Consider the following 19736-nt stretch of genomic DNA (forward strand, 5'->3'; position numbering starts at 1 on the left):
AAATATTTCATCAATAATCACTATTATATTTAGTTTAAACGAGATGTAATATTATGAGCATTGGATTTGTTAGAATGGACATTATAATTATTCTTCACATTTATCCCTAAAAATTTTCCTAGTTTATGCCATTTTTCAGAATCATACAAGCTACACAAAAAAAATTGATCTTTCGATACTTTTGACAAAAATTCTGTAGCTTCTCTATTATATTCCTCATATACCATTTTATAATGGTTTCTACTGCGTTCCTCTATTAACATTAGATTATCAACAGTATTGGCAGTTGGTTTAAATCCTTTTTGACTATCTAATTTCTGATAAAATTCGGATAGACGTCTATATATCTTACAATGCCTATATGTATTTCCCAATGTTTTTCCATCAGAGTGCCTGACCATAGAATCAAACCAATCATCACTATTACGGTAAAAAAGTATAAACTTAGATTTCGGGAACCGGTGATACAAAACTTTATAAAAATCCGGCATCCACCAAGGATCATCTTCATAAGCTTGAAATGATTTAAATGCAATACTGTTAAATATAGTTTCAAAATCACCCAAACTCCAATGATAGGTCCAATTGTTATTAACAGAGTCTTTCCAGCGAGCGACTCTAATGCCGTGCTCAGAAAGGAAATCCCCCACAGATGTAGTGCCATTCCTTTGCATGGAAATACAAAAGATTTTTTTTCTTCCAACTTGAAAAGGAAAGTGTATCAAATTAAATATTTTTCTAATTTTATTATTTTTTAACAATCCAACATTCCCAAAATATTTATTTTATGAAATTTTCTTTTAAACTCCAAATTTCAAAGAAAAACCTTCTATTGAATAAGTATTGAAATAATATGTATAGCGTTAAACAAACAAATATCCTTACTATCAAAGCAACATACATATTTTCAACACTCAAAGTTATAGCGTACCCAATAAGACCTGATAGAACAGAAGAAATAATTAATTGCTTAATGTCTCTTAATTGATCTATGATTCCATAACATATAAGACGTTTAGTGTAAAATGTATTAATAACTAAAGATAGTACGGAGACAAAAATTTCACCTAAAATTATAAAAACAATTCCCCATCTATACATTACAGCAATGTTTAATATACGAAATGTATTCTTAATCAATGCCAATCTAAAGTTTAGATTGCTTTTGCCCTGAGCTTGCAGAAACTGTACATTGACCAGATGAATAGGATAAAGTATACCAATAATGCATAGTAACTGCATGTATGGAATCATTGGTGACCATTTTTCAGTTAAGACAACTAATACAAAAGGCTCTGTTATTACAATTAAAGTAATCATTAGTGGTAGAATGATTGCTTGACTATGAGTTAAAAATTTACTTAGACTATATTTTAATCTTTTTTTATCTTCTTGAATTTTAGATAATACCGGGAATGCTACTGCAGCTACAGCTCCTGCAAATTGAACAGAGGATAATTGCTGGAATTGCTTTGCTTTTGTATAGAATCCCAGTTGCGCTACCGGAAACAACTTACCAATTATCAAAAGGTAAATATTATCGAAGACAGTACGAATTATACTTGAAGCCAACACCCATGCCCCAAATGAAAAAAGTGTTCGAAAAGATTCGAAAGAAAAAGACAAGGCAGGTTTCCATTTGGACGTAATCCAATGGCCAGCAGTTGTTAAGAATATGGTTGCCATCTGGTGGATCACAAGACTCCATACCCCAAGCCCATTACAAGCAGCAGCGATTCCAGCTACACCGGAGACCAACCCCGTTGTCAAAGCAATCTTCGTTTTTCGCTTGAAGTCTATTTCGCGGCAAATCCTCGCAATTTGAATCACATTAAACGCATTAATGATAATGATCAGTCCCATTACTCTTATCAGATCAACCAGGGCCTGCTGCTCATAAAACCCCGCTATTGCGGGTGCGCCCATCCATAGCATTCCATAAACGAATAAACTGATCGCCAAATTCGTGTAAAATATTGTATTTGCATCAACTTCAGTAACTTCCTTTTTTTGAATATAAGCCTGTCCAAATCCACTCTCTACAAACACTTGGGCAACAATGAAAAATACGGATACCATACCAATCAATCCAAAATCTGCAGGAGTGAGTAAACGAGCGAGTATGATGCCTATGATCAACTTCAAAACTTGGATTCCGAATTTCTCTATAAGGCTCCAAGTTATACCGCCGATAGCTTTTTGTTTTAGAATAGTAGAACTCATATAGGCATTCATTGTAATTGATTGATACTATACAAATGGAGAAGGAACACCGGATTGATTTTTTTTTGTTGATTGAATCCCTTTTGCTGGACAGCCCACTAGCGTCATTCCGCTATCAATGGTGTCCTTTACAACTACTGCACCAGCACCGATGGTTGTATCATCTCCCAATGAAACATGTGGCCTTACTGATGCCCCTGATCCAAAAAAGCAATTTTTTCCAGTTTTAACGGATCCACCGATGGACACATTGTTTGCAAAGTGGTTTGAATAACCAATTATTACACCATGCCCAATCATAGTTCCATGGGATATCATTGTATTGCAACCGATTACAGTTGGTAAATTCTCGAATGCACCGCGGACCACACTAACATTCGATCCAATGAAAACGTCATCTTCTACTATCACATGTCCACTTTGATAGCATCGAATCTTCCGTCCGTCCTCACTCCACGCCCACATAACGCCTATTGCACCAATAACTGAATTTGCCTGTATATGAACATTTTTTCCAATTACAGAATTTCTGTGGATTTTAACACCCGATTCTATTACGGTATTATCTCCAATGCTACATTTCTCAATTGTACAAAATGGACCAATACTGACATTTTCCCCAATGCAAGCATTTTCATCAATCCATGAATTTTTGTTGATTGTTGGTTTTTCATTTTTACCACCCAAACCTGAAACAAGATAAAAACACAACTGCGGATGATCAGTTAAAATATAAGAATTACCAGTTTCTATATCGATATCAAGAGTAGGCTTACAGAAAATAATTGATCTTTTAATTCCCGCCAATAAGTCTTTTTCATCACCGACGTAATAACAAACAGAATCACGGACACTGCTTCCTATTGCTGATACTTTTTCTACAGATGAAATATCACCAACGACTTCAAACTTGATATCATTATTCTTCAAACACTTTTGAATCATATTCAATGTTATCGTCATACTGATTGATCCGTTTTATTGTTATTTTATATTTTAATTTTAAAATCGACTTTAAATTGGATCCCCAAAAAAACAATTAATTGCGTTTTCATAAAAGAACAATTTTCTATTTTCTGGCTTAAGTGCATCAAACCAAGCATTTTGGCCATGACTAAAATCCACTAAAGGATAATCGGTGCCGAAAAGACATCTGTTTTTTAAATATGAATTCACAGCCGTTAGTGTTGCTTCAGGCAAGTATTTTGGCCACAACGCACTGAATTCTAGGTATATATTGGGGTGTTTTTGTGCGACTGCCAATCCCAATACGCCAAACCCATTTCCCGCGTGCGAAATCACAAGTTTCAATTCAGGAAAATCCATGCATATTTCGTCCATATACTTCGGGTCACCGACCCACATACTTTGAAATCTGTTATAGTGCAAACTACCATGCACAATTGCAATCATTCCGTTCTTTTCACAATAAGCGTAAATGGGATACAAGACTTTTGAATTCGCTTTTACCCCCCAAATGTATGGGCTAATGTTCACTCCCAGGAAGCCATTTTCTCTATATTTATCAAGTATTGTTAAATTTTTTCTTATTCCATAGTTTGGATGTATGCCCGCAATATAGAAAAATTTTTCTCCAAATTGAGAATTTTTCACTTCGAGTAAATGTTCATTGTCTTCAATAGTCCCCCCACATACAACAGCTTTGCTGATTCCTTGATCATTCATATTATCAACAAACGCCTCAACACTTTGTTCCGCCAACCGTGGTTTCATATGATACAAATCAATATACTGCTTGAAATGCGGAGCAGGATTATTTATATCCCATGGTTTTAGCATTTGTGATGTTCGCAGACGCACCCTGAAATCTATTACCTTCATATCATATTACCCTCACATTGGATTAAGCTGCGGCAAATGTTTTCTTTTTATATCTTCTTTGTTTTATATATTCGATAATGTCACATATTTTATAAACATCTTCCAAATCAAGATCATAATAGATAGGAAGCGTTAGAATTTTTTCAGCCACTCTTTTCGCAACTTTTAGTGGATCTCCGACAGTATTTTTTTTGTAACATGCATAATCACAAATCAAAGGGTAGAAATATCTTCTCGAAAATATATTGTATTTTTTTAATTCATCGTAAAAATGATCTCTGCTCATTCCAAATTCATTTTCATCTATTTCAATAGGCATGTAAGCAAAATTATAATTGAGTTCCTTTGCAAATGCTGGTCTCAATCGAATACCAGCAAGGCCATCCAATCTTTCAAAATAGGTTTCAGTTATTAGCCTTCGCCTATCGATAATATTATCCACGTGTTTAAGCACGATGCTTCCCATAAGGGCTTGCATTTCGTTCATCTTGGCATTGGTTCCAGGCATCACCACCTCTATCTCATTTTCAAAACCAAAATTTTTAAGGTAGTTAAAAATTTTTTTCATACTCGGTTCTTGAAATGTTAACATTCCGCCTTCGATTGAGTGGTATAGCTTGGTGGCATGAAAACTAAACATGCTAAGGTCCCCAAAATGTGAAATCGATTCGCCATTTACACGCACGCCAAAGGCATGTGCCGCATCATAGATCAACTTCAGGTTATGTCTGTTTGCAATATCTGCAAGAGCTTCTAATTGGCATGGATGGCCGAAAACATGAACCGCTAAAATAGCCGTTGTCCAAGGTGTTATGGCCGCCTCCACTTTTTCTGGATCAAGTGTATAATAATCAGGTTCAATATCTACAAATACAGGTCTTATTTTATTCCAAAACAAGGCATGTGTAGTAGCCACAAAAGTAAACGGTGTGGTGATCACCTCACCCGCTATTCCCATCCCCTGCAAACCGATCTGCAGTGCCAGGGTTCCATTGGTAAACAGACATACATTTTCAGTTTCAAAATAATTCGATATTTCCTGACTGAACCGCTTGACAATAGGGCCATTGTTTGTCAACCATTGATTTTCCCAAATTTCTTCAAGTCCTGCGCAAAACTCTTCGAGTTTTGGTAAAAAAGGCTTGGTCACGTATATTGGTTTTTCAAATGGTTCAATCATAAAAACATTACCTCTTATGCTAATTTTATTGATTCGGTATTAATCACTCTTCGGATTCGGTCTAAAACTGAAATGTTGCAATTCACTTATCGTTGAGTCTGTTAGTAGGAGAATAAAAATTCAACTTGAAAAAGACCGATTCATAGTTTTTTATTTTTTCGTGTAGGTCGGTGGAAAAGCTGAAGAGAACAAATGAAGTTTGTTGATTGGCGTGTTTAAGTAAATGAAAGACGGCGTTTTTTAGTACTATCCGTTGATGTCTGGATGATCCTTATTGATGCACAGATTCATCGTTTACCCAATTTTATTTGTATGAACGGATAGTCGATTCTACAATTATTTCGCGACAGTTATCCCCAACGTTGCAGCATTGGGGTTATGCTTGGACACCGCTCAAGGAATCCAACATTTGCCGCAATGCCACGCGCCACTGGACCGGCTGAATATCCAATGCCCGCCAGGAGGCGGTACTGTCCAGCACGCTATACGCCGGACGCGCCGCCAAGGTGGGATACTCGGACGTGGGGATCGGATGAATGGGAATCGGTTTTTCGATCAACCCGCGGGATAGGCCTTCCTCGGCAATGGCAACAGCAAAATCATACCAGCTGGTCACCCCCGCATCCGTCCAATGCAAAATGCCCTTAAGGTCTTTCTTCGCCACGATTTGCCAGATCGCCCCGGCCAGGGTGGTTGCCCAGGTTGGCCCTCCGACCTGATCGGCCACGACTTTTAGTTCAGGCTTTTCTCTCATCAAACGCAGCATGGTCTTGACAAAATTGTTTCCATACTGGCTATAGAGCCATGCAGTCCGGATAATCACGGGTGCCTCCAATACATCCAGAACATTGCGTTCGCCTTCAACTTTGGATTTCCCGTACACGCCCAGGGGGTTACAGGGCGCATCGGGTGGATAAGGGCTGCATGCGCGGCCGTCGAATACATAATCGGTGGAGACATGAATCAGGCGTGCCCCACTTTTTTTAGCGGCCAAGGCCAGATGGCGGGGACCCGTGGCGTTGACCCGGAAGGCCAGATCCGGCTCCTCCTCGGCCCGGTCGACCGCCGTGTATGCCGATGCGTTGATGATCACCGCCGGCCTTTCGTCCTCCACTGTCTGGTTTACCTGGTCCCCATCGCTGATATCAAAGCCCGGCAGGTCCAGCGCAAAAGCAGTGAGTGTTGATGGCGCCGTATGCATCAGCGATTTCCCCAACTGACCGTTTTCCCCAACAATCATTACTTTCACGGAAACACCTCCGTCTTTGAAAAATTAGAAATGGCGATGGTAACCGGATAAAGACGGGTGCCGCTACCTCCGGCGAGAATGATTCCTTTTCTCTTCACGTCCGCTGTCCGTAATTGGTTTGGATCCATTTTTGGTAATTCCCCGTGGTGACGTTCTCCACCCATGCGGCATGATCAATATACCATTTTACGGTTTTGGCCATACCGGTTTCAAAGGTCTCCTGGGGACGCCACCCGATCTCCCGGCGGATCTTGGATGCATTGATGGCGTAGCGGTAATCGTGCCCTGGCCGATCAGTAACGAATGTGATCAACGCATCATAGGACAAATTTTCCTCACGCGGAACCCGCTGGTCCAAAATGGCGCAAATGGTGTGGACCACCTCCAGGTTGGTTTTCTCACTGTTTCCACCGATGTTATACACCGATCCCGGCTGGCCGGCGTCCAGCACGGCGCTGATCGCACGGCAATGATCCGTCACATAGAGCCAGTCACGGATATTGCTGCCGTCACCGTAGACCGGTATCTCGATCCCCTTGAGTGCATTGTGGATCACCAGGGGGATCAGTTTTTCAGGAAACTGGTAGGGACCGTAGTTGTTGGAACAATTGGTGGTCAACGTGGGCAGCCCATAGGTGTGATGATAGGCTCTGACCAGGTGATCCGAAGCGGCCTTGGATGCTGAATAGGGACTGTTCGGGGCATAGGCCGTGGTTTCCATAAATGCCGGATCATCTTTTTGAAGGGTTCCATAAACCTCATCGGTGGATACATGCAGAAAACGAAAAGCGGAACGGTCATTTGCGGACAAGCCTTTCCAGTACTGCAGTGCGGCCTCTATCAAATGGAACGTACCGACGACGTTGGTCTGAATAAAGTCATCCGGACCGGTAATAGACCGGTCTACATGACTTTCGGCGGCAAAATTGACAATAGCGCCAGGTTGGTATTCATCCAACAGCGACTGGACCAGTGATTGATCGGCGATGTCTCCCCGGACGAAAACGTGATCGGCATTATACGCCAGACGCTCCAAATTCTGGTAGTTGCCGGCGTAGGTCAGTTTGTCCAGATTGACGATCAAACCTATTTTTTCGGCCAAGCAGTGGTGGACGAAGTTGGCTCCGATGAACCCGGCGCCGCCGGTTACGAGGATGTTTTTTTTATTCATTTTGTTTTTAACTAGTTGATAAGCGTAATTCATTCATTTGAAACACAATGGAATTGTAAACAAAAAAAAGACTGGATGTCACTTGTTTTTTTACCATTTCAGCTTTGCCATTTCAGCAAACGCCGAGGCGGGTGGACGGGCACCGGCACAAGTGGGATTCGGCGATAGCTCCGCCGCCTGAATTACAAATGTCGGTTCCCATTGTTTTCAGCAGTATCCGGCAAATCGACCATCCTCTGGAAAGTGAGTATTCTCCAGTGGTACGCCGAGAATATGAATGTGTTGGTAATGGAATATGTTCTTTGCTAAACAAATGAATCAGGCCACGTATCCCGCACAAATCGAATCGCAATGTCCTCACTTTAGCAAGATACGTACCGCGCCAATCATCTCAAGGCTAACCCATTAATAAATATAACCTATTTATATTTATCGCGTTGGGTTAATCGAAAGCGGACTGGTTTCTCACGCAATCATCGTTTACAATTTTTTCTCCATTTGTACGGATAGTGGGAAATAATACCGAAGTAACGGAAACGGCTGACATCACTTAGATTGAGCATCGCTTTCATCATCTGCCCAGAAGAATCGAACACAATTTGTCATGAACCCATATTCACCCATCCCGCTGATTCATGTAGCTGAGTACCGGTTCGAAGTGCGCCAAATCACCTTTGTTCTGATATGCTTCAATGCGTATCAGCTCTTCCTTGATCAGTTGGCGACGCGGCGCCTGCAATGTACCTTGGGAGTGGGTTACCGTCTCCATCCATGGTAAGGTTGAACCGGGGTAGCTAAAAATCATCAATTCCGGATATATTTGAAGCGCCACGCTGACAGCGGTCATGAACGCCCGCAACTGATGAAATGGAGGTGAGGTAATAAGCAGTGAAATCAACCCTTGGTCCTTTGCATAGCGGACCAGGGTCTGGGACTCGATAAGTGTGTGAATGAAATCCGTCTCGCCTGAAGGAAGATCGCAGATGTGGCCTGCCGGGACACCAGCCGCTTGGAGCCCCGCTTTGCATTGATCCCCCCCTGGATACCCCCCCATCGGCGCCGACTGATAAACCAGGATTTTCTTGGTTAAACGCTGATCGACCATGTTCCTGGCAGCCCTGAACACGGACATCTGGTTGTCCGTGGTCGTGCAATACAAATATGCCGCATCCGCCGGAGCGGGCGGACGACGGTCGCACAATACACGTATGAGCAGTTCAAATGCGTCTGGCATCATAATTTTAATCAACAAACCGAACTGTTTTTTTGCCTGTGCCCAAACGGATTCACAGAACAGCACATTCCCATCGCCACATCGGTAACGTAACCGTGTGGCCCCACCGCAAGTGATAGGAAATAGATACTAACTGTGCAGTATTAGATTGATGTTAAAAGAAATGGTATCGGCTAATAAGAATCGTTTAAAGGGTGAAATATTTATCATAGGAATCGGTTATCAGCAATTGCATTTTTATTTGGCCAACAATTTTAACTCATTTTTCACAAACAGATTGATGCGATCCTCCCATGCGTTGTCTCAATTGTTCTCAAACAGGCTCTCAGAGCAAATTCAATATTTGCAAGGGATCGCTTACCAATGACTGGCAGCCGTTTTGGGTGAGTTCCCGGGGGCCGCGAAACCCCCAACCGGCACCCACGGCATGCATACCGGCCGATATAGCGGTTTTCATGTCCACGGCGCTGTCACCAACAAACAGAAAACCCGCCGGCGGTATATCAAGCCGTCGGGCGATTTCAAGCGCTGCAGAGGGATCGGGTTTGGCCGGGAAATGATCATTTTGGCCCATGACAACCGCAAACGCCCATCGATCAAAATAGGCCTCAATGTACCTGACCGTAAAATCATGGGGTTTGTTGGAAAGCACCGCCTTGGCGATGTTTTTCTCTTCAAGGGCGTCGAGCAGTTCCAGGATGCCACGGTACGGCCTTGTCTTGCGGTTCCAATGGTCCCAGTAAATCTCGCGGGCCCGCTGCACGCAGACACGTACCATCTCTTCTGATCGGCCAGCGATGGGCAACGCCCGCATGACCAGCATTTTTAGGCCGTTACCGATAAAACGACGATAATCATCCAGCGTGTGTTCAGAAAAACCGTATTCGAGCAGCATTTGGTTTACCGAATCACCGATATCGGCCAATGTATCCAACAACGTTCCGTCCAGATCGAAAATGATTGCCCGTGTCGGCGTTGTGGATTTGCTCTTTACCATCTTCAGCGCTCCCTCATGCTACTGGTCCATATCCAGAAAACCGATACACCAAGCCAGAAGGCAGCCGAAGGGTCGTTACCCGCCGGCCCGCTTGACCGTGTACCCCATTGCCTTTAGTTCAGCCACAAGCAAATCCCGGTGATCGCCTTGAATCTCGATGATACCGGCTTTGACCGTACCACCACTGCCGCATTTTTGTTTAAGGGTCTTGGCCACCTGCTTCAATGCCCCGGCATCAAGCGGGATACCGCTAACCACGGTCACCCCCTTGCCCTTACGCCCCTTGGTGGATCGTCCGACCCGGACGACACCATCCGCAGACCGTGTTGTGACGGATTTGCCGCACCGACAGCGATCCAGTTTTTTCCCGCAGGGTTGGCAGAAGCCACCGCCCTCGGTGGAATAGACCAGGCGGCTATTTTTATTGTCGTAGCGATTCATGCGCATAAGCATTACAATGAACCACGGTGCAATGCAAGCTTGCCATTTTTATTTATTGGATGACCATTGAACGGATGAAGCAACCGCCGCCCACATCGCTATCGGTATCGGTTGGCGCGCTGCTGTCCGATGCATCGCTATCCAATAAAATAATTCCACTGGAATCGACGATGACGCCGTTGGCAGCGCCGTCGCTGTCTCCAACACCACCGTCGGTCAGCGTCAGGCGGATTCTGACCCGATTATCGGCCAAATGCTCGATGCTGCTATGGTCACTGAAATCCGTCCACCCTGAAACGGAATCATACATGTACCAGCAAAGCGTTTGCCCGGTCACACACGGTGAAAAGTAAGCAACCGTTTCAACGGTGGCACCGGCTGCCACGCTCAGACAAAAGGCCACCTGCCCCAGCAGCTGATCCTTTTCGTTGGGTATCGCCGGGAGATCGTCACCATAGATCGCCTGAACGCGTTCCACACCGCCTTCGGCCGGTGCCGTTATACCCGTCTGACCGCCATTTTCGGCCAATGCCACGACTTTGAAATCATCCTGAATGGCATCGTCGCAGCCGTCCTGGTCCAGATCGGCGATGGGACCGCTTTCCTGGTCATCGGGGACACCGTTATCATTGTCGTCAGCCATGTCACGCTCACCGGTGGTAAACGAAAAGACATCGGACCAGTCGGAAGGATTGCCGTGGCTGTCGATATGGCGCACACGCCAAGAGTAGGTCGTTGCCGCATCGAGGATAAAGACCGGCACCGGCAGGGATACAAGATTGACCGGGCTGAGGGCATCGAAAACCGGAGAAACGAAATCATCAGACTCAGCAATCTGCCACCGACTCTTGGAATGGGTGTCGCCGTCGTCCGGGTCGGCAAAGGCCCCGCTAACGAGATCGGGGGTAAGCATGACGCCGCTGGCACCGTCCGCGGGCGACGCCAGTGATGGTGCGTCGGGCGGCAAAGACGCCTGCAGAATCCCCACCGCGTCCAGGTCCGCTCCGCCCGAGGCAAACGGCGTGGGATACGGGTCATAGATGGCGTTGCCCGACGCATCGACGGTCGACCCATCGCCGACAACATCAATCAGCTTCACATAGTTGATGTCGTCCAGGTTCACGGCCCCGGACAACACCAGCGGATGGTCGCTCAGATCCGCGAGGTCAAAGGGCGTCCCCTCGTCACGGCCGTCATTGCCATTGGGATGTTTGCCGGCCAGGTTATGGACGTAGGTGGGATCAATGCTCCCAAAGCCGCCGACAGCCGCCGGAATGCGGCTGTCGCTGGGAAAGCGAGCAAAGTCGGTGCCATTGGTGGACACTTCGACGAACATCAGTTCAGCGAACAGCATTTCCGGGCCCTCAGTGCCGGCCTGAAAGAAACCGTTCTCCCAGACAACAAAATCGTAACCGGAAATATCGCGAATGGCTTGGGCGAAGCCCAGCACGATCCATCCCCCGTCGCCCAGTGAGAAAACATCTTCCGTGCCCCCCGGCTGGCCCAAGGTGTCCGAAGGATCGCCAAAAGTGACATCCGTGCCGTTACGCGCGTAGTCGATAACATCGGTGGCCCATCCGGCCAGGTACGGATTGGGTGCCGGATAGGCATCCGGATCCAGACGGCTGCCGCCGTGAATCCCCGTATCCATCGGATAAGGGCCGGCATTGTCGCCATATTCGGCCAACAGCGGAGCGGCACTAAACAGGCAGGCCAGACAAATCACAGCAAGCGTACAGAATCGGCAAATCAAACCCATGGGGCACCTCGTCGCGGCCCAAAAACGGCCGTTGATGGATGACATTTAAACGGCGCACATTGCCGCGTCGTTGACCGTTGACCAGCAATAGCGATAGGACAGTTCCACCCGAAAGCTGATTCCCGGTGCCGGATAGACACTGTCGTAATACGCGCTGGTATAGTATTTCTCATCGAACAGGTTGTTTATCGTGAAGGCGGCCGAAAGCGGTAGCCTGGGAATCTTGGCGCCTAGTTTCAGATTCACCACCTGGTAAGCCGGCATCCTGGCGTAGGTCGAATTGACTGTGGGCGTTCCGCCCTGGGGGCGCATACCCACATAGTTGTATGAAATTCCAGCGATTAGCCCGGCGAACAGGTCGGCATTGATTCCAGCGCTGGCCTTGTTTTCGGGCACCATGGCCACGTCCAGATCGATGTTCTCGAAGCGGGCCCGGGTATATGTATAACTGGCCCACAGTCGCAAGCGGGGATCTGGATACCAGCGCACGGCGACCTCCACACCGGTCCGTTTGGTGGGCCGGTCGTAATTGGCATTGGTGTAGTTCAGCGCGTCGAAAAACAACTCGTCCTGGATACGGATGTAAAAACCGGTAACGTCCACCTGAATCTTATCGACAAATTTCAGCTTGGTGCCCACATCAATGTGTTTGCCCTGCTGGGGCGTCAGCGTGTCCGTCGAAAACCCCCATTCGTCGATATCCGGAATGCGAAAGCTGGTGGCATAGCTGGCAAACAGGGTTCCGTCGATCCACGCACCGCCGGCCATTTGATAGACCAGCCCGGAATGATAGACCCAGCCGTCCCAGCCGGCTGTGGCGCCACTGTCCTTGTTGGCATTCTCGTAATCGTAGTAGCGGGCACCGCCCTGCAGGGTCCAGCGGTCAAAAAGCGTGATTCGATCGAGAAGGTAAACCCCCAGCTGATCCACATCAAAACGCTTGATGGCAAAGGAAGCATTCTGAAAATAGTCCGCCGTGTGAATGTCCGTCCCCAGTGTCAGCCCGTTTGCGACACGGCTGAAGGCATGGTTCCACTGGTGCTTGAGGGTAAGATCCCGGCTCAGTTCCTCGATCAGCCCCGGCGTGTCCACAAGCATCCAATCGTTGTCCCGCCGCCTGGAAGTGAACCGCGCCGTGAAAACGCCATAATCCGACAAATCGCATTCGAGGCCCAGATATTTGCTGTTCTCCTCGGTATTGCCGTGGCTCCCGGTCTCATCCATGCTTTGCCGGGGGTCTTGTTCGTATTGATCCAAGGTCAGGGAGCCCGGCAAACCATACTCATCCTCATGGTACCGAAAGCCGCCACTTAAGCTGAACTGCTCGCCGACATCCAGCGCAGCGTTGATATTCAGGTTGCGATTCGAAAAATATCCGTTTTCACGGTAACCGTTTATATCGCCAATATTGCCGTCCGCCGAAAGGTGCAAGGACTTCAGACTGCCCCTGGCCTCTGCCGTGGCATCCAATGCGTCAAAGCTCCCCGCGGCCGCCTTGACGCCAAAACTGGTTTTGCCCCCGGCGGGCCGGCTGATGATGTTGACCACCCCACCGACGGCGCCGTCACCGTATAGCACCGACCCGGCACCATGCAAAATTTCGATCCGTTCCACCTGATCCAGTGACAGTGTCGTAAGGTCCGGACCGCTCATGTCGGACGGATTGATGCGGATGCCATCCACCAAAACCAACGCGCTGCTGACGCTTGTCTCGCCCATGCCGCGAATATCGATACGTGTTCTTTTACCATTGCCCAGGGTGCTGCTGGTAACCAGGTTGCCTTCCGTGGCCAGCAGATCGGCAACATGGTTGGCCGTGCTGTTTTCGATATCTTCGCGGGTAATGACGGTCACCTTGGCGGGAACGAGGTCGGTCTTTTGCTCATCCCTGGTCGCAGTCACCACTACCTCGTCCATCATAAATACCGGTGGCATATCGTCGTCGGTGTCTTTGGCGAATACCGGAGAAGAGGCGATCAGCAGTAAAAAGGCTGTACCGAGCCGACACGCTGTTTTTCTCATTTTTATTCTCATATAGCCAAGCTGTAATTACGTTTACAGCAACGCCACTCACTGATCGCAACGCTTTGATTCAAAGGCGCTATCTGTCCGCCCCAGCGAAGCGATAAAGGTGAGTCAGACCTGCCGGTCGCCAAGGTTCACCCGGCAGGTCCATTGGTTTTTGCATGCTGCCCGCCTTTGTCTTCAAATCCGTGTGAAAGCCGATATTCAATTTCAGTTCAGCAGTAGGGGGGAAAATGGCCCGAAATTATGGCCGACAATTTTTTTGCACTTTCCAATGGAAAGTCTAACCGCTTGTTTTGCGTCCAATCCAGCGTATCCGATCATCTCGTAAAGGGAGGCATCATCATGCGCAGCGATCCTTGATCTCCGGTCAGTGTGTTTTTCGCTTTACCCCTAAGGCGGCCAAAAGGCCTGAGCCCAGCAGCCATACAGCACCCGGAATGGGCACCGCAGACGGGGCCGTCCCATTGATTGCTTCCACATAATCGATCTCGGTGGTGTAGTAGCCAAAGATGCCCGCCGGATCATCGGTAACGGTTCTAACCCGAATATAGGCAATGTCCGTTAATTCCACGGCGTTTCCATCCATGTCGATGGCCCAGTCCAGATCGATATTTTCACCACCGTCCACATCCGCGTATCCGATATCATCTTGGGCAAAGGTATCATGCGCGATGGGTCCCTCGCGCGGATCATTGGGCAGGTCATCGTAGTTGCTGGGCTTAATCAGATAAAAGGTTTCATCCATCCATCCGTCGGTCGTCGCCCCACTGCCTGAGGATTCCATGGCCACTTCGATATAGCCGGGTTCCCAGAAGCCAAACCCGCCGTCATTGCCGTGCACGTATAAATCCGCCCCATCGCCGTTGGCGATGGCGGTCGAGAAACCAAGCATCAGCCCCGTGGGATTTCCCGAGCCATAGTTAGGATCATCCGTCCAACCGCCAAGGCTGACCAGGCCGGACGGCTGTGTGCTGCCATCCGGGCTAACGGCGTTCTCGGGCGTCCAATACCCATCATTGGCATTCAATCCCTGTTCGTAGTAGCACAGTACATCGGCATATAGCGCCGCCTGGCAGTCAATCGCCGCAAAGCTGACTAACAGGGCGCCCCAAAGCACCGTCAACAGACTTATTTTTATTTTCATAGCGCCCCCTTTATTTTGAATGGCTTTTGCGCCGGATGCCAATCAGCCCCAAGAAGCCACTGCCCAATAGCCAAACGGCGGCTGGAACGGGAACTGCGCTCACGGCGTTCAGATTATCCATGGCAAAATAGCCGGGTGTATTAATTCCGTATGCCCCGACGTCAGATGATTCGATCATGAACTCCAGGCCGATGACGTTGCCCAGGCTGCTCAGGTCAACCCAAGTCCAGTCGTCTACAATGTAATCCTGATCGTTATCGGAAAAGCGGAAATCGGCCAGGTAAAATTCAACCGAATTATCCGTATACCCCGTCTCGGTGATGCCGGTGATCGTAAGTTTGAAATAATCCTCGTCATTTCCGGATTCACCGCCAAATTGCTTGGCGAAGCTGTCGCCATCACGCATCGACAGATACGCAAATGTGGTGTTGGTGAAATAGGCACCGGATATGGTCGTGTTGTAGTCCTCTCCGGTTCCAGCACCAAAGCTGACCTGCTGGGGAATGGGGTCATACGTCCCGCTGGCATAATCCATGGGGATGTATCCAACACCGTAATTGGCAGATCCGTCGACCCCGCCACCGTTGATGGCACTAAACTGATTGGTGTGGCCGGCCGTCGTGGTATCCGTCATATTTGAGTAAACGAATCCATCCCACGAATAGGTGGCATCATTATGAGAAAAAAAATCACATACACGCAGATTCTGCTTTTCTCAAAAACGTCTTCCAGATCACCTCCCTTCAAGTTGTCAGGTTGATTGATATTGATGTGGTCCATCGACAGGATTCGTTGCAGCAAAAAACCGACATCGGAATAGAATTCACGGATATCGGTACAATGTTATCCTATCAATAAAAACTGCCGCATAAGCGGCTTAAACAGGCAATTTTAAGATTACTGAGAAAAAATCCCGGATCGAGGCAACATTCTCTTGGTGAGTACTTTATTCTCATCCTCAGTATTACGACGGCTTTTTGGATTCGCAAAAATAATGCCATCTATATGTCTATCCAGAAAAGGTTTCTGACTTGTGGTTCATCCTACTGACCACATCTTATCAATCATTTAAGATGCGTATCTGCAGCGGCTTTCGTCACCACTCACAGCGGCGGGCCCGTCCCCGATTTTCACGAGGTTTCCCTTTTCTTTCAATATGTGTGTCTGAATTTTTTAGGTTTAGAAATACCGTTATTTTATTTTTTGTCAAGGCCTTTTACAATTTCTCACGGGCTTGTTTCAAAGAGCACAATATATTTTCTACTGTTTTTATTAGATATATGATCGTGCAAGGCGCAAATGCGTGTCAGAAAAAGATCCAAGGCAGGCCATCACTACTCACAAATTATCGGTATAATGAGAAGTTTATTCTCAATGAAGGCATGGCAGGGGTGAGGCATCTCTTTTTAGTCTATGAGAGCCTGTTTGAGAAATTAAGCCCGCAATGGGGAAGGATGTGAAAGAAGAAAGGCCGCCTGCAATTTGCCCGGCACCATTTCCGCACCAGTTTACCCTTTCACCAATCCGGTTTGCGCCGCATCTGCTTGATTCGCCCCCTTTTGGTCTTGCTGTCCATACGCCGCGCCACGGCAGCCCGGGACGGCTGGGTGGCCTTGCGCCGCCTAACGGGCTTGAGACTTGCACGAATCAAATTCACCAGACGCGCTATCGCAGCGTCATGATTTTTGGCAAAGCTGCGGTGTTCCTGGGCCTTGATCACGACGACCCCATCCTTGGTGATGCGTTGGTCTCGGCTGTTTAATAGCCTTTTTTTGCACCCCGCGGGCAGAGAGGACGCTTGGATATCAAACCGCAGATGGACTGCCGAGGAAACCTTGTTTACATTTTGTCCACCAGCGCCCTGGGCACGAATGGCACTGATTTCAATCTCGTTGTCCGCAATCGCCAGGTGGTCGGTAATTTGAAGCATTGTGTATCAATCCGGGGTCCGTTAAGGACCTTTGCTTGTTAGGGTTAATCGTTAAAAACGCCCCACTAGTTAGAAAAATTGAGAAATTGAACAAAGGATCAAGAAACCTTAAGCTTCGGTTGCAGATAATATGGGACAAGATCTTTGATTTGGCAACCCAAATGCGGCAAAACCCTTCAGTTGCAATGCTCTTCTCTGCTGGCGCTTTGGCTCTGTTGCCCTCCAACGTTTGCAACATTGGGATTTATTAAGGACAATGATTTACTAAATTAAGTCTTGCATCTTAAGGAAGGCTTCTATAGGTACCAAAGATTCTGGACTGAACCATTGAAGACAGCCCCAGATGAATTTAAACAAAGAGGATCCACCATGCGATTGATATTTCTTGCTGCGACGATCATTGTCCTGATGTTGGCTGCCCCCGCCCAGGCCTTATCGCCAGTAAAAATCGGCATGATCACCACCTTGTCCACCCAGGCCGGTTACTTGGGAGAAGAAACCCGTGACGGTTTTCAATTGGCCATTAACCAGGAAAGTGGCCGATTAGGCGGTGCTCCCGTACAGTTGCTCGTGGAAGATGACGGCGGAGATCCGAAAAAGGCCAAGCAGATTGCCGACCGATTCATCAAAAGCAATGTAAAAATATTGACCGGCATTGTTTTTTCCAACGTGGCCATTGCCGTGGTTCCCGATGTGGTCCGCTATGATGTGATTTATCTTTCCACCAATGCCGGACCATCCCTATTGGCCGGTAATCTTTGCCATCCCAATTATTTCAATGTGGCCTATCAGAACGATAATCTCGATGAAGTGGTGGGGAAATATGTCATCAATGCCGGATTCAAGAAGCTCTATTTAATTGCGCCCGATTATCAGGCCGGTAAGGACCATCTGGAGGGATTTAAGCGTTATTATCAAGGCCCCATTGCCGCAGAGGTCTACACCAAACTGGGTCAATCGGACTACACCGACGAAATTGCCAAATTAAAGGCGACAGCACCCGATGCGGTCTATTTTTTCCTGCCTGGCGGCATGGGTATCAATTTCCTCAAGCAATATGCCCAGGCGGAGTTGACCCAGAGCATTCCGGTGTTCGGCCCGGCCTTTTCCTTTGACGAACGACTTTTACAATCCGTCAAAGACGCCGCCATCGGTGCGAAAAATGGATCGCAATGGTGCCACGACCTGAACTACCCGGCCAACCGTCAATTTGTCCAGGCGTTTAAAAAGGCATACGGTCGTATTCCCACGCTGTATGCCAGCCAGGGGTATGACACGGCCAGATTGCTGGGCAGTGCCTTAAAAGCGGTAAAAGGAGAAACAGCGGGTCTGCCGGAACTGCGCAAGGCCATTCGTAGAGCCAACTTTGAGAGTGTACGGGGACATTTTTCGTTTTCCGCCAACCAGCACCCCATTCAGAACATTTATATGCGTGAAGTGGTCAAAAGCGCAGACGGCCAGTACACCAACAAAACAATCAAACGGGTCTTTACCAATCGCAGCAATGTGTATGTACCGCAGTGTAAAATGGATTAGCAAAAAAAGGACTGTTCATGAAAACAAGAATCACCGAATTGTTTGGCATCCAGCACCCGATCATTCAAGGGGGCATGCATTATGTGGGTTTCGCGCAGTTGGCCGCGGCGGTGTCCAATGCCGGCGGACTTGGCATCATTACCGCCCTGACCCAGAAAACCCCGGCCGACCTGGAAAAAGAAATCGCCCGCTGCCGCGAAATGACGGACAAGCCGTTTGGGGTGAACCTGACCTTTTTACCCACGGTGAGCACGCCGGATTATCCTGGCTACATCCGCGCGATCATCGAAGGCGGGGTCAAAATCGTGGAAACCGCCGGTCGTAACCCGGAGCCCTTTCTTCCAGCCCTGAAAGATGCCGGTGTACGGGTGATCCACAAATGCACGTCGGTACGCCACGCATTGAAAGCCGAGGCCATTGGATGCGATGCCGTATCCGTGGACGGCTTCGAGTGCGGCGGGCATCCGGGTGAAGATGATATCCCCAACATGATCCTGCTTCCCCGCGCGGCAGAGGAACTGCGCATCCCCTTTGTGGCCTCGGGCGGCATGGCGGATGGCCGCAGTCTGGTCGCCTCCCTGGCCCTGGGCGCGGATGGCATCAACATGGGCACGCGGTTCATCGCCACAAAGGAAGCCCCGGTCCACGATAACGTCAAACAGGCCATTGTGGCGGCATCGGAACTGGATACCCGTCTGGTCATGCGGCCGCTGAAAAACACCGAACGGGTTCTGGACAATGCCGCGGTCCGGCGTCTGCTGGAAAAAGAGGCCACGCTAGGCAATAAAATCGGTATCGAGGACATTATCGATGAGGTGGCCGGTGTGTATCCGAGCATCATGATGGAGGGCAAAGTCGATGCCGGCGTCTGGTCCTGTGGGATGGTGGCCGGCCTGATCCACGACATTCCCACCTGCAGGCAGCTCATCGACGGTATTATGAACCAGGCCACAGCCCTGATTCAGGATCGTCTGGCGGGAATATTGACGGATTCGTAAGACT

Annotated in this window: 18 protein-coding genes and 1 riboswitch; of the genes, 2 read left to right on the forward strand and 16 right to left on the reverse strand. The window is 47.9% G+C overall.

Translation table 11 applies throughout. The features are described 5' to 3' along the window. Positions 1–29: 29 nt before the first annotated feature. The 16 genes from Dvar_RS30035 to arfB form a co-directional block, all read right to left on the reverse strand. Entirely contained in the window at positions 30–761 is a 732-nt protein-coding gene (locus Dvar_RS30035; RefSeq protein WP_419656810.1) for a sulfotransferase, read from the reverse strand. 19 nt (positions 762–780) lie between these two features. Further along, on the reverse strand, positions 781–2223 hold the full coding sequence (locus Dvar_RS30040; RefSeq protein WP_419656811.1) for a lipopolysaccharide biosynthesis protein: 1443 nt from the start codon (positions 2221–2223) through the stop codon (positions 781–783). A 27-nt stretch (positions 2224–2250) separates the two neighbouring features. Continuing rightward, positions 2251–3186: a DapH/DapD/GlmU-related protein gene (locus tag Dvar_RS30045; RefSeq protein ID WP_419656812.1), complete on the reverse strand. Its 936-nt coding sequence runs from the start codon at positions 3184–3186 to the stop codon at positions 2251–2253. Positions 3187–3237: 51 nt separating this feature from the next. Next, positions 3238–4065, reverse strand: coding sequence for an amidohydrolase family protein (locus Dvar_RS30050; protein WP_419656813.1), 828 nt, complete (start codon positions 4063–4065; stop codon positions 3238–3240). 22 nt (positions 4066–4087) lie between these two features. Continuing rightward, the gene (locus Dvar_RS30055; RefSeq protein ID WP_419656814.1) at positions 4088–5245 is read right to left on the reverse strand and encodes a DegT/DnrJ/EryC1/StrS family aminotransferase; all 1158 of its coding nucleotides are present in this window, start codon (positions 5243–5245) and stop codon (positions 4088–4090) included. A gap of 376 nt (positions 5246–5621) precedes the next feature. Next, positions 5622–6485 carry a dTDP-4-dehydrorhamnose reductase gene (rfbD, locus tag Dvar_RS30060; protein ID WP_419664178.1) on the reverse strand — a complete coding sequence of 288 codons (864 nt, stop codon included), beginning with the start codon at positions 6483–6485 and terminating at the stop codon, positions 5622–5624. Positions 6486–6490: 5 nt separating this feature from the next. After that, positions 6491–6658 carry a sugar phosphate nucleotidyltransferase gene (locus Dvar_RS30065; protein WP_419656815.1) on the reverse strand — a complete coding sequence of 56 codons (168 nt, stop codon included), beginning with the start codon at positions 6656–6658 and terminating at the stop codon, positions 6491–6493. Then, positions 6589–7665 carry a dTDP-glucose 4,6-dehydratase gene (gene rfbB / locus Dvar_RS30070; RefSeq protein ID WP_419656816.1) on the reverse strand — a complete coding sequence of 359 codons (1077 nt, stop codon included), beginning with the start codon at positions 7663–7665 and terminating at the stop codon, positions 6589–6591. The genes Dvar_RS30065 and rfbB overlap by 70 nt, the downstream gene beginning before the upstream one ends. A 616-nt stretch (positions 7666–8281) precedes the next feature. Next, positions 8282–8902, reverse strand: a complete 621-nt coding sequence (locus tag Dvar_RS30075) for a hypothetical protein (RefSeq protein ID WP_419656817.1) — start codon at positions 8900–8902, stop codon at positions 8282–8284. A gap of 322 nt (positions 8903–9224) precedes the next feature. Beyond that, the gene (locus tag Dvar_RS30080) at positions 9225–9896 is read right to left on the reverse strand and encodes an HAD family hydrolase (RefSeq protein ID WP_419656818.1); all 672 of its coding nucleotides are present in this window, start codon (positions 9894–9896) and stop codon (positions 9225–9227) included. A 75-nt stretch (positions 9897–9971) separates the two neighbouring features. Then, positions 9972–10343, reverse strand: coding sequence for a translation initiation factor Sui1 (locus tag Dvar_RS30085; RefSeq protein ID WP_419664179.1), 372 nt, complete (start codon positions 10341–10343; stop codon positions 9972–9974). Between the two features lie 46 nt (positions 10344–10389). Next, positions 10390–12096, reverse strand: coding sequence for a choice-of-anchor U domain-containing protein (locus Dvar_RS30090; RefSeq protein WP_419656819.1), 1707 nt, complete (start codon positions 12094–12096; stop codon positions 10390–10392). Positions 12097–12141: 45 nt separating this feature from the next. Next, positions 12142–14118 (reverse strand): TonB-dependent receptor, encoded by a 1977-nt coding sequence (locus tag Dvar_RS30095; RefSeq protein ID WP_419656820.1) that lies wholly within the window; start codon positions 14116–14118, stop codon positions 12142–12144. A 373-nt stretch (positions 14119–14491) separates the two neighbouring features. Further along, complete coding sequence (locus Dvar_RS30100) at positions 14492–15268, reverse strand: hypothetical protein (protein ID WP_419656821.1); 777 nt, start codon at positions 15266–15268, stop codon at positions 14492–14494. Between the two features lie 10 nt (positions 15269–15278). Beyond that, positions 15279–15971, reverse strand: a complete 693-nt coding sequence (locus Dvar_RS30105) for a DUF4465 domain-containing protein (protein WP_419664180.1) — start codon at positions 15969–15971, stop codon at positions 15279–15281. A gap of 296 nt (positions 15972–16267) precedes the next feature. After that, positions 16268–16459: riboswitch (cobalamin riboswitch) on the reverse strand. Between the two features lie 325 nt (positions 16460–16784). Further along, complete coding sequence (gene arfB, locus Dvar_RS30110) at positions 16785–17198, reverse strand: alternative ribosome rescue aminoacyl-tRNA hydrolase ArfB (protein WP_419656822.1); 414 nt, start codon at positions 17196–17198, stop codon at positions 16785–16787. 369 nt (positions 17199–17567) lie between these two features. Between arfB and Dvar_RS30115 the strand changes: the two genes are divergently transcribed. Next, on the forward strand, positions 17568–18734 hold the full coding sequence (locus Dvar_RS30115; RefSeq protein ID WP_419656823.1) for an ABC transporter substrate-binding protein: 1167 nt from the start codon (positions 17568–17570) through the stop codon (positions 18732–18734). A 17-nt stretch (positions 18735–18751) separates the two neighbouring features. Continuing rightward, entirely contained in the window at positions 18752–19732 is a 981-nt protein-coding gene (locus tag Dvar_RS30120) for an NAD(P)H-dependent flavin oxidoreductase (protein WP_419656824.1), read from the forward strand. Positions 19733–19736 lie beyond the last annotated feature (4 nt).

The organism is Desulfosarcina variabilis str. Montpellier, from assembly GCF_048565275.1.
GTDB classification, from domain to species: domain Bacteria; phylum Desulfobacterota; class Desulfobacteria; order Desulfobacterales; family Desulfosarcinaceae; genus Desulfosarcina; species Desulfosarcina variabilis.

What these genes read in the sequence shown, in the direction of transcription:
- Dvar_RS30040 (WP_419656811.1), bottom strand. Translation starts at nt 2,223, where the DNA reads ATGAGTTCTACTATTCTAAAACAAAAAGCTATCGGCGGTATAACTTGG.
- Dvar_RS30045 (WP_419656812.1), bottom strand. Translation starts at nt 3,186, where the DNA reads ATGACGATAACATTGAATATGATTCAAAAGTGTTTGAAGAATAATGAT.
- Dvar_RS30050 (WP_419656813.1), bottom strand. Translation starts at nt 4,065, where the DNA reads ATGAAGGTAATAGATTTCAGGGTGCGTCTGCGAACATCACAAATGCTA.
- Dvar_RS30055 (WP_419656814.1), bottom strand. Translation starts at nt 5,245, where the DNA reads ATGATTGAACCATTTGAAAAACCAATATACGTGACCAAGCCTTTTTTA.
- rfbD (WP_419664178.1), bottom strand. Translation starts at nt 6,485, where the DNA reads ATGATTGTTGGGGAAAACGGTCAGTTGGGGAAATCGCTGATGCATACG.
- Dvar_RS30065 (WP_419656815.1), bottom strand. Translation starts at nt 6,658, where the DNA reads ATGGGTGGAGAACGTCACCACGGGGAATTACCAAAAATGGATCCAAAC.
- rfbB (WP_419656816.1), bottom strand. Translation starts at nt 7,665, where the DNA reads ATGAATAAAAAAAACATCCTCGTAACCGGCGGCGCCGGGTTCATCGGA.
- Dvar_RS30075 (WP_419656817.1), bottom strand. Translation starts at nt 8,902, where the DNA reads ATGATGCCAGACGCATTTGAACTGCTCATACGTGTATTGTGCGACCGT.
- Dvar_RS30080 (WP_419656818.1), bottom strand. Translation starts at nt 9,896, where the DNA reads ATGGTAAAGAGCAAATCCACAACGCCGACACGGGCAATCATTTTCGAT.
- Dvar_RS30085 (WP_419664179.1), bottom strand. Translation starts at nt 10,343, where the DNA reads ATGCGCATGAATCGCTACGACAATAAAAATAGCCGCCTGGTCTATTCC.
- Dvar_RS30090 (WP_419656819.1), bottom strand. Translation starts at nt 12,096, where the DNA reads ATGGGTTTGATTTGCCGATTCTGTACGCTTGCTGTGATTTGTCTGGCC.
- Dvar_RS30095 (WP_419656820.1), bottom strand. Translation starts at nt 14,118, where the DNA reads ATGAGAAAAACAGCGTGTCGGCTCGGTACAGCCTTTTTACTGCTGATC.
- Dvar_RS30100 (WP_419656821.1), bottom strand. Translation starts at nt 15,268, where the DNA reads ATGAAAATAAAAATAAGTCTGTTGACGGTGCTTTGGGGCGCCCTGTTA.
- arfB (WP_419656822.1), bottom strand. Translation starts at nt 17,198, where the DNA reads ATGCTTCAAATTACCGACCACCTGGCGATTGCGGACAACGAGATTGAA.
- Dvar_RS30115 (WP_419656823.1), top strand. Translation starts at nt 17,568, where the DNA reads ATGCGATTGATATTTCTTGCTGCGACGATCATTGTCCTGATGTTGGCT.
- Dvar_RS30120 (WP_419656824.1), top strand. Translation starts at nt 18,752, where the DNA reads ATGAAAACAAGAATCACCGAATTGTTTGGCATCCAGCACCCGATCATT.